Here is a 13001-nt window from a genome sequence, read left to right as displayed (position 1 = left end):
TTGATTTCGCTAAAAAGCAAAAGTGGGAAAGAAGATTTACTTCTTGCCGAAGTTGCCGAAGCGTGCGTTGAAGCGCTCGACGCGACCTGCGGAGTCCATGATGCGCTGCTTACCGGTGTAGAACGGGTGCGACTCGGACGAGATTTCAACCTCGACGATCGGGTACTCGTTGCCGTCTTCCCACTTCTCGGTCTTGTCCGAGGTCATGGTGGAACGGGTCAGGAAGACCTTGCCGGATGCGAGGTCGCGGAACAGAACCAGGTTGTAGTCCGGGTGGATTTCTGCCTTCATTGATTACCTTCTTCTGCTACTGGATTTTGCCAGTAGCCCTTATATAGATGGAGTAGGTTTTTCGATGTGCAGCTATCGAGAAAATCTCAGAGCGCATCACCATTGTGCCCGCATAGGGCGCGCACAACCCATTAAGGGTACCACCTTCACGGATTAAATCCCAGTACGTTCCCTCACAGGCACCAACCGACACGCCGCAAGGGCACCCAAAGAAGGCACTTACGCGGGTTAGGGACCAGGTTAGACCTCGGGTTATGAACGCGGGCGGGTCTCCCAGAACGCCACGGCGCTCGCCGCCGCAACATTCAAAGAATCCACACCGTGCGACATCGGAATCATCACCGTATCGTCACACGCCGCCAAGGTGCGGGGCGACAGGCCGTGCCCCTCCGTGCCCAGAATCAGCGCCAGCTTCTCATCCCGGCGGGCAGACAGCTCCTCCAGGGTCAGCGAGTCCTCCTCCAAAGCCAACGCCGCGCTCTTAAAGCCCAGCTCGTGCAGGGTCTGCAGATCAGCAGGCCACGACTCCAGGCGAGCCCACGGCACCTGAAAAACAGTACCCATCGACACGCGAATCGAGCGGCGATACAGCGGATCAGCGCACCGCGGAGTCACCAGCACAGCATCCACGTTCAGCGCGGCAGCCGAACGGAAAATAGCGCCCACATTCGTGTGGTCCACAATATCTTCCAAAATCGCCACGCGAGAGGCACCCTGCAGCAACTGTTCCAGAGGCTGCGGCTCCGGACGAGCCATCGCCGCCAACGCGCCACGATGCAGATGAAAACCGGTCACCTGCTCCAGCTGCTCCTCACTGCCCACATACGCGGGAGTGTCAGGATGGGCGCGCAGAACATCCACCAAATCATCAGCCCACTTCTCACTCATCAGGAAAGAAACGGGCTGATGACCGGCAGCGAGCGCACGACGAATCACCTTCGAGGACTCCGCAATGTAAATACCCCACTGCGGCTCCATGGCGCTACGGAGCTTCACATCGGTCAGCTGCGTGTAGTAGCGCAAAGCCTGCTCGGGTGCCTGCGCCAGAGCCGTGACCGACTCGATGGCGTAGACACGCTCGGCACGCTCAGCGATCTGTTCGGCGCTCAGCTGCTTCGGGGCACGGCTCATGCGCGCTTGAACGCGGAGTAACGACCCGCAGAGGTGACGGTCAGAGCTAGGTCCATGTCGTAGGTTGCTGCGAGGTTCGCCTCGGTAATGGTGGACAGGATCGGGCCGGCAGCAACCACGCCGCCGTCACGGATCAGCAGGGCGTGGGTGAAGCCCGCCGGGATTTCCTCGAGGTGGTGGGTGATGAGCACGGTAGCCGGTGCGTAGGGGTCAGCGGCAAGTGCGGTCAGACGCTCGACCAGGTCCTCACGGCCGGAGATGTCCATACCTGCGCCGGGCTCGTCCAGCAGCAGCATTTCCGGGTCGGTCATGAGGGCACGGGCAATCAGCGCACGCTTGCGTTCGCCATCGGAGAGGGATCCGAAGGTGCGGTCAGCGAGGGTGTCGACACCCCATTCAGCCAGCAGTTCGGTGGCACGCTCGTCGTCCATGACGTCGTATTCTTCCTTCCAACGACCGGACACAGCGTACGCTGCGGTCACGACAACGTCGGAAACCTTCTCGTTGGCGGGAATCTGGGTTGCCGAAGCACCGGAGGACAGACCAATGCGCGGGCGCAGGTCGAACACGTCAACAGCGCCGAGGGTCTCGTCAAGGATTTCAACCTCGCCGCTGGTCGGGTGCAGGCGAGCTGCCGCAATCGAAAGCAGAGTGGACTTACCGGCGCCGTTGGGGCCCAGAACAACCCAGCGTTCACCTTCGTTCACAGTCCAGGAAACGTCGTTGAGAATCTTGCGGCCGCCGCGAATCACGGAGACATTCTGAAGGTTGAGTACGGTGCTCATGGTTCTTCTTCCAGTGAGTTAGATGGATGGGATGCGCCCCCCTACCTCGCAACCTAGCCTGGTTGCCGGTGCAGTGAGCGCATAGTGCGCGGGTACCCCACATTGGGTTCCTCGCGCAAAGAATAAGGGGCTACAGGTGCCGCCACGGAAGGCGTGAGCGCATCCGTAACGGCACCTAAAGCAACAGAGTATTAGTCGATGAAGCCGCGTGCGCCACCGACCAGCTCAACGTGGCCGGTCTCAACGTCTGCGGTGACCATCTTCGCGATTTCCTGCGCGAACTCGTTGACGGTGTAGAGCTTGCCGGCGGTTTCGCGGCGCTGCTCAATAGCGCCGGGGTGCAGGCGGTTCAGCAGGGTTGCGGTAACGGTGCCTTCAATCATGTCAGCGGAGACCACGACCAGGGAGATACCCTTCTCGGAGAGTGCGGGGATCTCGGCGATCAGTGCGTCTTCACCGGCGCGCTTGGACTCTGCGACGGGCTTGTACTCGTCCATGGTCTCAACCTCGCGGATGAAGTGCGCCTGGTGGCTGGTCACGAACACGATGCGTGCGCCTTCGGGCATCTTCTCTGCAGCCAGGCGTGCCAGGTTCAGCTGTGCGTCACGGTTCAGGCGCATTGCGTAGTCTTCGCCCATGCCGGTTTCCATGCCGCCCGAAGCGTTCAGAATCAGGTAGTCCAGGGAACCGAAGGTCTCCACCGCGGTGTTGACGAGGTTCTGCAGGTCCTCGCTGTTGGTCACGTCAGCCTGCACTGCGATTGCCTTGCCGCCAGCCTCTTCAATAGCCTTGACAATCTTGTTTGCGCGCGGTGCCTTGGAACGGTAGTTCACCACAATGTTCGCGCCCTCAGCAGCGAGAATCTGTGCGGTGTCTGCGCCAACGCCGCGGGAGGAGCCGGTAATGATGATGGTCTTGCCGGTCAGCTGTGCCATAGTTTTATGTCCTTAAGTCTAGAAAGGGTGCGCCCACGCTCGGGCGCTTCGTGCAGTCCGTACGGGGTGGGGTTAGTGACCCATGCCCAGGCCGCCATCAACGGGGATGACAGCGCCAGAAATGTAGCTAGCCTCATCGGATGCGAGCCAGCGAATCACGCGAGCGACCTCTTCCGCCTCCGCGAAACGACCAGCAGGGATGGACGCCAGGTAGTTCTTCTTGGTCTCTTCGGGCAGAACCTCGGTCATTGCGGTGTTAATGAAGCCCGGTGCCACCACGTTAGCGGTGATGTTACGGCCGCCCAGCTCACGGGTGATGGAGCGCGCCATACCGACCAGTGCAGCCTTGGACGCGGAGTAGTTGACCTGGCCGGGGGAACCGTACAGACCCACCACGGAGGAAACCAGGATGATGCGGCCGCGCTTGAGCTTCAGCATGCCCTTGATGGCGCGCTGAACCACGCGGAAAGAACCGGTGAGGTTGGTGTCGACCACGTCGGTGAAGTCGGATTCCTTCATGCGCATCAGCAGCATGTCGCGGGTGATACCTGCGTTGGCGACCAGCACCTCCACGGGGCCGAACTCTGCTTCAATTTCCTTGAATGCTTCGTTAATGCTGTCGGCATCGCGTACATCTGCCTTGACGGCGAAAAATTCTTCGGGGGCTTCACCGCTACGGTAGGTGATGCAGACGTTGTGTCCCGCTGCCTGGAATTCCTTGGCAATTTCGTAGCCGATGCCTCGGTTGCCGCCGGTGACCAGCACGGTCTTGGGAGTGTTCTCGCTCATGAGCTTCCTTGATGAGTCGACCCCTCACGATCAGAGCCGATGCAGCGGCTACGCGGTTGGGGTGTGGACGGATGGACAGACAAACCCTATTTTACCGCGTTTTAGCGCAAAGGTGCCGCAGGCTACACTCCACTCTTGAACACTGAACACCTGCTCCCCTTCTTTTACAAGCCTCATCGGGCGCGTACACTAGCTGAAGCGGAACAGCCCGCACCCCTTTTCTGCCCGGTCGCGCGGGCACGGAATAACACCGCACGTCGAGGCGCAATAGTAAGGATAAGAAGACATGGATCTGCTCGGTTCACTTTCTCAGGATGCACAACCCGAGTACGCCAAGTGCTCCCGCAAGGGCTGCCAGCAGGCGGCGGAATTTCAGCTGCTCTGGAACAACCCGAAGGTGCACACCCCCGAGCGCCGCAAGATTTGGTTGGCGTGCTCCGAGCACGTGGGCTGGCTGGAGAACTACCTGCGCGAGCGCGAGTTCTGGAAGCAGACTCTGCCCTTTGAGGGGTAGTGCCACTTGAGAGGTGACGCCGCTTGAGAGGTGACGCCGCTTGAGGTGGTGCCGCTTGAGGGATAACCCAGCCTATCGAAAGTAATTTCGATATATGCTATATTTGTTCTAATAAAGTTCAGGCACCCCAACCCCGTACCTCAAGGAGGCACCTCCCCATGATGGGCTATTCGCATACTGTCAGCGCCGCAGCTGGCTGGCTAGTGCTCGTCGAGACGGGAGTGGTGCAGGTTCCAGACACCCCCACCCTCATCGTGACCACCCTGGCGTGTGCCGGTGCGGGTATGCTACCGGATATTGACCACCACAACGGCAGTATCGCCAACTCCATCCCGCCCATTTCACGCTGGGTAGCACGCATTGTCGGGGCGGTCAGCGGCGGGCACCGCAAGGGAACGCACTCCATTTTGGGCCTGGTAGCTTTCTGGGCAATTGCCTATTTCAGCGCCAACCTGAGCTACAACGGAATCCCCTGGGCCTCACTGCTTCTTGCCGCATTCTCGGGCGGTCTGGCATTGCGCGTGCTCGGCGCACCGGGTGGATGGATTGGTGCCGTCGCCCTCGGGTACGCCGCCTACACGACTGATTCACTGGCGCTGCTCCCCTGGGCTATTTCGGTCGGCGCGACCATTCACCTGATTGGCGACCTGCTGACAACCCGCGGACTGCTGCCCCTCTACCCCATTGTTATCAAACCCCTGGTGGCATCCCCCCTATGGAAAAAGAGCGGCTACATGGCACTGCCGATCCTGGGTGATGCTGGCAGCGTACGCGAGAAGGCACTTGTTCTAGCACTGACCGGGTACGTCGCCTGGTATGCGGCAGCCATGATGGGCTTTACCGAATACCCTCTGCAAATGTTCGGACTGGGTATTCACGCCGCATAACGTGCCGCATAACTAAATTCTACTGAGGACAGCGAAGCGCCCCGTCACTTCCCTACGGAAGCGACGGGGCGCTTTTCTAATCCTTATCCCGACCTATCGGGGTGAGAGATTAAGCGTCCTGGATGGGCCAGAAGACGTCAACCTCAACGTTCTCTTCACCGGAGGTGGGGTACTTCTCGAACTCAGTGTTGTGCATTGGCAGTTCTCCTTCGTGAGCGGGCGGGAATCTCTTCTCCCCCGCGTTAGCTCACCATCGGTAGTGAGCCCTAATGTTTCGCATTTGCGTCCTCGCAATGGCGGGAACAGTTATAAGTCTACGCCCCACGCATGTTGTGTTTCTACCATTTTTCCCACAATGTATGTAGAGACACATGAAAAATTCGAAAATCCCACACAGACCCCCTGAAATATCGCCTGAGAGCTTTTCTTTACCTCAGAAAAACCCACAAGACAACATTATTTCCCGTCAAATACGCCGCAAGTTTCGTGTGTCAGAACCCACAGTTCCCATGCACAGGAACGCAATAACAGCACACACGCTCAGAAAACAATACAACCCCACGGGTCAGGTCACATTTTTCCGCACTATTCACGAGAAAAAATACCGGCAATATCTCCGCAACACATTTTCAGAACACAAAAATACGCCCTGGACAATACGCCACAAACAATACGCCCCGAACAATAAAACAACGCGCAATACATGCAAAGAGGCCCCGGCGCCACACGGCACCGGAGCCTCCCCATGCTTTGATGTTCAGCGAATATTGCTTACGCCAGCGAAATCAGATCCTGGTAATCCTTCGACCACAAATCCTCCACCGCATCCGGCAGAAGCAGCACACGCTCAGGATCCAGCGCCTCCACGGCACCCTCATCGTGAGAAACCATCACGATAGCGCCCTGGTACGCCTTCAACGCGTTCAGAATCTCCTCACGCGAGGCGGGGTCCAGGTTGTTGGTCGGCTCATCGAGCAGCAGCACGTTCGCGCTCGATGCCACCAGGGTCGCCAGGGACAGACGGGTCTTCTCGCCGCCGGAAAGCACACCGGCAGGCTTATCCACGTCATCACCGGAGAACAGGAACGAACCCAGAATCGTGCGCACGCGGGTGTCGTCCAGATCCGGCGCGGCAGACTTCATGTTCTCAAAGACAGTGCGGTCACCATCAAGAATTTCGTGTTCCTGCGCAAAATAGCCCAGCTTCGCGCCGTGACCGTACACAACCTCACCAGTATCAGGCTCGGTGGAACCAGCCAGCATGCGCAGCAGAGTGGTCTTACCGGCACCGTTCAGGCCCAGCACCACCACGCGCGAACCGCGGTCAATCGCCAAATCAACGTCCGTGAAAATCTCCAGAGAGCCATAGGACTTCGACAGGCCCTGGGCAGAGAGCGGAGTCTTACCGCACGGCGCCGGATCCGGGAAGCGAATCGCCGCAACCTTATCGCTCTGACGCTCATCCTCCAGACCGCGCAGAAGCTTCTCAGCACGCTTAATCATCTGCTGAGCAGCAACAGCCTTCGTCGCCTTCGCGCGCATCTTATTCGCCTGCTCCATCAGAGCATTCGCCTTCTTCTGCGCATTCGCACGCTCACGCTTGCGGCGGTGCTCATCCTGCTCACGCTGAGTCAGGTAATTCTTCCAGCCCATGTTGTACTGGTCAATCACGCAGCGGTTCGCGTCCAGGTAGAAGACGCGGTTGACGACCAGCTCCATCAGGTCAACATCGTGGCTAATGACCATCAGGCCGCCCGAGAAGTTCTTCAAGAAGTCACGCAGCCACAGAATCGAGTCGGCGTCCAGGTGGTTGGTCGGCTCATCCAGCAGCATGGTGTCCGCATTGGAGAAGAGAATACGCGCCAGCTCCACGCGGCGACGCTGACCACCCGACAGAGTAGACAGCGGCTGGGCGAGCACACGCTCGGGCAGGTCCAGGTTGGAGGTGATGACCGCCGCCTCCGACTCAGCCGCGTAGCCGCCACCGGCAATAAACTCAGCCTCAAGACGGTCGTAGCGGCGCATACCCTTAGCGCGCACCGCCGGGTCCTCACTCGCCATATCGTCCTGCGCCTGACGCATCTTGCGCGCCACGCCGTCCAGGCCACGCGCCGAAAGGATACGGTCACGCGCCAGCTGGCTCATGTCGTCCACCTTCGGGTCCTGCGGAAGGTAACCGATAGTGCCGCTGCGGGTCACCGTACCGTCAGCGGGCAGGGTCAGACCGGCAAGCACCTTAGTCATAGTGGTCTTGCCGGCACCGTTACGGCCCACGAGACCAATCTTGTCACCCTTATCAATGCGGAAGGTGACCTCTTCCATGAGCAGGCGCGCGCCTGCACGCAATTCGAGGTTCTGTACAGCAATCATGGGTGCCTTTCCGGATGGCGGTCTGGTGTGTGGGTTGATAGTGCTCGGTAGGCGGGATTCGCCGGGTTAGAAGCGGCGAGCGCGCAGAGCACCTCATCAATTTTAGTGCAGGTGTGCCGAGTGCGCATGTGGGGCACCTTTTGTTTTTGTGGTGTGCGGTGTACTATACATACCGAACACCATTCATAGAACATTGTTCAAAACTGGGTTGTGACAAGCAGTCAACCACCGCCACCCTCAACTCTGTAGAAAAATCTACAGAGCAATACGTATCAAAGGAGTACCACCCCAATGACCGATTCCGTGCGCGAATCAGCCCAGGCACCGCAGGCAACCCAGGCACCGCGCCGTAACGTAGCGGCAAAGACCTCCCTTGCCACCGATCTCTCCCTCATCGCAGTGTTCGCGGGCTTCATCGCCGCGCTCGCCATCATGCCCGCCGTCAGCTTGGGCGGCGTTGCGGTTCCCTTCACCTTCCAGACCCTCGGCATTTACATCACCGCACAGGTGCTCGGCGGCAAGCGTGCCACCGCCTCCGTAGCGCTGTACCTGCTGGTTGGTTTCGCTGGCCTGCCCATCTTCGCTAAGGGCGGCGCCGGTTTGGGTACGCTCGCCTCCCCGAGTGCCGGCTACCTGCTCGGCTTCCTGCCCTTCGCCGCTATTGCCGGTACCCTCGCCTACCTGTTCACCCGCAACACCCGTTCGGTTGGTGCGACCTTCCTCATGGCTCTGGTCGCGAACTTCTGCGGTTTTGTGGTTCTGACCGCCTGCGGTATCGCCGGTATGATGGTGAACGCCCACATGACTTTTGACGCCGCGTTCAGCGCGGCAATGGTATTCGTTCCCTGGGATCTGGTGAAGTCCACGATCGCGGTTCTGGTTGGTCTGTCGGTACGCCGCGCCTTCCCGTCCCTGGCTTCTGCCCAGCGTTAAAGGCACACGATGTGCCACACGAGAGGATAGCTATGTTTTTTCGCCGCTCCACGCGCCAGCCTGCACCGCAGCAGGTGCAGGGCGAGCAGGCGGTGAGCGCCTCTACCAGCATGCCCGCCCTTGAGCTTGAATCGGTGAGTGTTTTCACCGAGCTGCCCGAAGGCGGGCATCGCCGTATCCTCAAGGATGTAAGCCTGCGGTTCACGGCGAAGCGCACCGCGGTGCTGGGCCTGAACGGTAGCGGCAAGTCGACCCTGCTAGGGCTTTTTAACGGGCTCACCCACCCGGATGAAGGTATTGTGCGCGTGAACGGCGTCGACACCCTGGAGGCACCGAGCCGTGGCTCGCAGAGCACTCGCGGTAATTCCCATGGCGCTCGCGGTAATTCGCAGGGCGCTTTTGAGGGTGTGGGCATGCTCTTTGCCCAGCCGGAGGCGCAGCTGATTATGCCCACCGTTGCCGAAGATATTGACCTGAGCCTGCGCCGTGCCGCAGCCGTTGAAGGTAGCACCCTCAGCGGTGAGCAGCGCCGCGAACGGATTCGTGAACTGCTCCGCGAACGCGGCCTCGAGCACCTGGAGAACCAGAGCGTTTTCACCCTCTCAGGAGGCGAAAAGCAGCTGGTCGCTCTCACCAGCGTGCTGGCGGCGCGCCCGCAGATTCTTCTGCTCGATGAGCCGACCACCCTGCTGGATTTGCGTAATCGCGCGCGGCTACTCAAGCATTTGGAGTCGCTGGATCAGATGCTGGTGCTCAGCACGCACGACCTGGATTTGGCGGCGTCCTGCGATGAAGCCGTGATTATTCATGACGGTCGTTTGCTCGCCCAGGGGGATGCGGCGCAGCTGGTTCAGCAGTACCGCACGTGGTGTGCCGAGGGGTTCCCGAATGAAGGCGCCGATATCGAAGATGCAGGCGACAGCACGGACACTGCAGGAGGCGCGCATGGGCGCTAACACGCCGCGCGTGAATCCTCGCCCCGCCGGCCAGGGCTCGGATTTCATCCCCGGTACTCTGCTGGTGGGTTTCTACCAGCCGTTGAACACGCCGGTGCATCGGGCGCCGCTGTGGTTCAAGGGCACGCTCTTCTTTGGGTTGTTTCTGCTGTTGGCGGTGACCAGCTGGCAGGTGGCGCTGGTGGCTTTGGTTGCCTCCACGTTCTGCGCGTTGTGGGCTGGTGTGCCTGCCTCCCAGCTGTGGCTGGTGGTTCGCACGCTGTCTCTGCTGCTACTGATTATGGTCGGCTATTACGTGTTTACGGGTCAGTACGCCTCCGGCGCGGATGCTATCGCGACTATGCTGACGGCTTTTTATGCGTCCCGCGCTCTGCTGGTGAGCACTCCCCTGCCGGTTCTGATTGACGGCTTTGTGAGGCTGTGTTCGCCGCTACGTTTCGTTGGTCTTTCCCCAGAGCGTCTGGGTCTGCTGATTGCGTTGATGATCCGGTCAATTCCGGCGCTCATGGACCGTTGGGGTGCGTTGCGCAGGGCGGCGGTGGCGCGTAACCTGCCCAAGCGCATGTATTGGCGGCTGCTGATTCCGTGGGTGGTGCAGGCGGTTGATTACGCGACGGCGACCGCTCGTGCTTTGCGGGCGCGGCACGTGGACGAGCTGAACTAGCGCAGATACGCGAGAGGGGCGGGGTGAACCGTGTAGGTTCATCCCGCCCCTTCGCTTTAACTCGCCTAGCTAGGCTGGTTTAGGGCGTTTCAATGAGGAGCACCGCCGGGAGCTGCTCCCACCACAGGTACCAGTCGTGCTGACCGTAGAGCGCCTCCACGAGCTTGTCGAAGCCGCGGTAGACACGCACCGGCATCGCCGAGGAAACCATCGTGTGCTCGACCGCCAGGATTTCGGCGTCGCGGCGGGTTGTGACCGGCACCGGCGTGTAGAACTCGATAAAGTCTGAGGCGATAACAGCCGGGTAGGCGTCGTCGCGTTCAAACCAGTAGCGGGCAATGGACAGCATCGCCTCGGGGCTGGGACTGGAATCCCACCCGCCAAAGGGCAGGTAGGCGAACACCCCGGATGCGTTCCGCAGCGGCAGGTCCATGATGAGCAGTTCCGCGGCGCTGTCAATGTCGGTGGCCTTAACCTTCTCATTGATGATGCCGGCGGTCAGTTCGAAGGGGTACTCCGCTTTCAGGGGCGTGCCAATATCGTCTTCGCCGAGTTCGCCGTTCTCCATGAGGCGGCGGTAGGTCTGCAGGTAGGTGCTCTCGTTCAGGTGCCGGAACGCCTCGTGCGCGGCGACTTCTACACCGACTTGATCCAGGTAACGATGCTGGTCGGTGATGAGCTCGTGTGCGTACCGCTTGACGGTGTCGGCGGTGATGTCCTGTACTGGGGTTGAGGTACGTAGGGAGACGTTATTCTCAATGGTTCCGAGCAGGGTCGGGTCGAGGGCAACCACGATGGGGGTTGTTCCCCGGTTCTTGCCCTCGTAGAGGTGTTCGAGGTATCGCCGGTTAAGTTCGGCTCGTGGGGCGCCGTGGCGGATTCGCTCGTGTGGGTAGGGATACAAAGCGACGAAGCGCTCGTAGAGCTCTGCCATGGTGTTCTCCGATGTTTGGTTGCCCCCAGTTTATCGCGTATTTTCGCACAAAAATCCGGGTTTTTGGATGTTTTAGCAGGGCACGGAGGGCGTGTAATTTTTTCGTTTGATGAGTGTGTATCGGTGTGTGCTAAACACGCTTAAACTGCCTTTGTGTTGGGCGGTTTGAGCACCTGTTTTCGCCAGAAAAAGTTAGAAATTTTTTTGCCACCATATGAGATTTTGGGCGAGTTACACCGGGCGGCGCCAAAGGGTGCGGCAGACACTTTCGCGGTGGTGCGGGGCGCCTCCTGCGGGTCGGTATCCGCTGCAGAACTCTGGTAGAACAGGCACCAAGTTTATGATTTGCAGACATAAAGCACCCTATTTTCTTCTTCGGCGCGTCATATTTGACGTATTAAGGGTGTTTCGGGCGAGTTCCGCCACCGCAGCCCCACAGCTGGCGTAGAGTGTTGGTACCAGCTACCACCCGTGCCGCGTTGGTGCGGAAAACGTCGCTGAGACCATCAACTCGCAGGAGTTCAAACCAACGGAGGTTCTCATGTCGAATAACTACTACAAAGAGATGGTTCGCCTGGCAGACAGCATCGCTGATAAGGCGCATGAGGGGCAGACTGACCGTAACGGCTGGCCCTACATCTCCCACCCTCGCCGTGTGGCTCTTGGGGTACGTAAGCTTGCGTGTGAGTTGGCTGCCGCGACTCACCCTGATATTTCTTTGGAGGAGCTGAAGGCTGAAGCGCAGATCGTGGCGCTGCTGCATGACACGGTGGAGGATACCGGCGTTTCCCTCGCATATCTGGCTCGTCACTTCTCGGCGCGTATTGTGGATGCGATTGAGGCCTTGACCCGCCGCCCGGGTGAGTCGCGTGAGTCGTATCTGAGCCGGGTGCGTGTGAATGATTTGGCTCGTCTGGTGAAGCTTGCCGATATTGCGGATAATACTGACCCGCAGCGTTTGGCACTTCTGGAGGAACCGACTCGTACCTGCCTCATGATCAAGTATGAGCACTCGCTGAAGCTGCTGCACCTGAACGACTAGGTTCAGCGCTAACCGAAAATAGAAGCCGCCCGGTATGGATTGTGTTCCATGCCGGGCGGCTTCTATGAATCATCTATTGAATTAGCTCAGGTGAGAGACTGCGTAATCAGCTTCTTCCTCGGTGAAACCTTCAACGGAAGAAGTCAGCTGAGAACGGATTGCTTCAGGAGACATGTTCATCGTCTTCTGGTAGCTCTTTGCGCTCTCCAGGGCATTTGCGTTCCAGTCAGCCTTCATATTGTCCACAGCATACTGAGCAGCTTCAGGAGTGAACTTTTCGAATTCACTGGTGAGCTGGTCGTAGATACGCTGCTTGGACATGTGCATGGTGCGAGAATAAGACTCCGCCTTCTTCAAAGCAGACTTATATTCAGTGGGAACGCTGTTATCATTCTGCTTTGCGTTGGATTCCGCCCCAGCTACGGGAGAGGATTCAGTACCAGTTTTCTGAGAAGCCTCAGTAGTAGCAGCAGAAGAATCAGCAGCTGCAGAAGATGAAGAAGCGCTCGCACTCGTAGACTTGCTGGAGCCGCCGCCCATCATCGAAGCGCAACCGCCAAGAAGAACAAGAATAACGAGAGTGATAAACCACCAACGGAGGTAGAAAGGCTTCTTCTTAACGTAGACAGAACCGTCCGCGGCAATAATCTTTTGTGCCATGATTTCCTTTCGGCATCCTCAAGCAACCATTGCATAAGGAGCCTAAATATGATGTGAGTGTATGATTCACAAGGAAATATACTTGACCCCCCCCCCCCCCATTGTCAAAG

14 protein-coding genes are annotated in these 13001 nt (G+C 59.0%); 6 read left to right on the top strand and 8 right to left on the bottom strand.

Annotated features, from left to right (window positions below):
- Window positions 1-36 precede the first annotated feature (36 nt).
- From HMPREF3055_RS05465 to HMPREF3055_RS05445, 5 genes are all read right to left on the bottom strand, one after another.
- Complete coding sequence (locus tag HMPREF3055_RS05465) at window positions 37-291, bottom strand: type B 50S ribosomal protein L31 (RefSeq protein ID WP_005506069.1); 255 nt, start codon at window positions 289-291, stop codon at window positions 37-39.
- 252 nt (window positions 292-543) lie between these two features.
- Window positions 544-1422, bottom strand: a complete 879-nt coding sequence (locus HMPREF3055_RS05460; RefSeq protein ID WP_070738405.1) for a TrmH family RNA methyltransferase — start codon at window positions 1420-1422, stop codon at window positions 544-546.
- Window positions 1419-2207, bottom strand: a complete 789-nt coding sequence (locus HMPREF3055_RS05455; protein ID WP_070690266.1) for an ABC transporter ATP-binding protein — start codon at window positions 2205-2207, stop codon at window positions 1419-1421. The genes HMPREF3055_RS05460 and HMPREF3055_RS05455 overlap by 4 nt, the downstream gene beginning before the upstream one ends.
- A 191-nt stretch (window positions 2208-2398) precedes the next feature.
- Entirely contained in the window at window positions 2399-3142 is a 744-nt protein-coding gene (locus HMPREF3055_RS05450; RefSeq protein ID WP_060824810.1) for an SDR family oxidoreductase, read from the bottom strand.
- Between the two features lie 72 nt (window positions 3143-3214).
- On the bottom strand, window positions 3215-3931 hold the full coding sequence (locus HMPREF3055_RS05445; RefSeq protein WP_005509097.1) for a beta-ketoacyl-ACP reductase: 717 nt from the start codon (window positions 3929-3931) through the stop codon (window positions 3215-3217).
- 286 nt (window positions 3932-4217) lie between these two features.
- Here HMPREF3055_RS05445 and HMPREF3055_RS05440 point away from each other — a divergent pair, with 286 nt between their 5' ends.
- On the top strand, window positions 4218-4445 hold the full coding sequence (locus tag HMPREF3055_RS05440; RefSeq protein ID WP_005506080.1) for a hypothetical protein: 228 nt from the start codon (window positions 4218-4220) through the stop codon (window positions 4443-4445).
- A 158-nt stretch (window positions 4446-4603) separates the two neighbouring features.
- Window positions 4604-5332, top strand: coding sequence for a metal-dependent hydrolase (locus HMPREF3055_RS05435; protein WP_049354628.1), 729 nt, complete (start codon window positions 4604-4606; stop codon window positions 5330-5332).
- A 771-nt stretch (window positions 5333-6103) separates the two neighbouring features.
- Here the strand turns inward: HMPREF3055_RS05435 and abc-f are convergent.
- Window positions 6104-7702 carry a ribosomal protection-like ABC-F family protein gene (gene abc-f, locus HMPREF3055_RS05430; protein WP_070738403.1) on the bottom strand — a complete coding sequence of 533 codons (1599 nt, stop codon included), beginning with the start codon at window positions 7700-7702 and terminating at the stop codon, window positions 6104-6106.
- 291 nt (window positions 7703-7993) lie between these two features.
- Between abc-f and HMPREF3055_RS05425 the strand changes: the two genes are divergently transcribed.
- Genes HMPREF3055_RS05425 through HMPREF3055_RS05415 form a run of 3 tightly spaced genes read left to right on the top strand, consistent with a single transcriptional unit; the run spans window position 7994 to window position 10255 of the window.
- On the top strand, window positions 7994-8635 hold the full coding sequence (locus tag HMPREF3055_RS05425; RefSeq protein ID WP_070690263.1) for a biotin transporter BioY: 642 nt from the start codon (window positions 7994-7996) through the stop codon (window positions 8633-8635).
- A gap of 32 nt (window positions 8636-8667) precedes the next feature.
- Window positions 8668-9591, top strand: coding sequence for an energy-coupling factor ABC transporter ATP-binding protein (locus HMPREF3055_RS05420; RefSeq protein WP_070738401.1), 924 nt, complete (start codon window positions 8668-8670; stop codon window positions 9589-9591).
- On the top strand, window positions 9581-10255 hold the full coding sequence (locus HMPREF3055_RS05415) for an energy-coupling factor transporter transmembrane component T family protein (RefSeq protein WP_070634077.1): 675 nt from the start codon (window positions 9581-9583) through the stop codon (window positions 10253-10255). The genes HMPREF3055_RS05420 and HMPREF3055_RS05415 overlap by 11 nt, the downstream gene beginning before the upstream one ends.
- A 79-nt stretch (window positions 10256-10334) precedes the next feature.
- On the opposite strand, the gene HMPREF3055_RS05410 is transcribed toward HMPREF3055_RS05415, so the two are convergent.
- Complete coding sequence (locus HMPREF3055_RS05410) at window positions 10335-11189, bottom strand: DUF4253 domain-containing protein (RefSeq protein ID WP_070634078.1); 855 nt, start codon at window positions 11187-11189, stop codon at window positions 10335-10337.
- Window positions 11190-11730: 541 nt separating this feature from the next.
- On the opposite strand from HMPREF3055_RS05410, the gene HMPREF3055_RS05405 reads away from it, so the two are divergent.
- Window positions 11731-12231 (top strand): HD domain-containing protein, encoded by a 501-nt coding sequence (locus tag HMPREF3055_RS05405; RefSeq protein ID WP_049356986.1) that lies wholly within the window; start codon window positions 11731-11733, stop codon window positions 12229-12231.
- Between the two features lie 81 nt (window positions 12232-12312).
- Here the strand turns inward: HMPREF3055_RS05405 and HMPREF3055_RS05400 are convergent, their stop codons facing one another.
- Window positions 12313-12891, bottom strand: coding sequence for an Ltp family lipoprotein (locus tag HMPREF3055_RS05400; protein ID WP_049347590.1), 579 nt, complete (start codon window positions 12889-12891; stop codon window positions 12313-12315).
- Window positions 12892-13001: the final 110 nt, after the last annotated feature.

The organism is Rothia sp. HMSC061C12 (assembly GCF_001815755.1).
Lineage (GTDB): Bacteria > Actinomycetota > Actinomycetes > Actinomycetales > Micrococcaceae > Rothia > Rothia mucilaginosa.
This window is presented reverse-complemented; position numbering and strand designations above follow the sequence as displayed.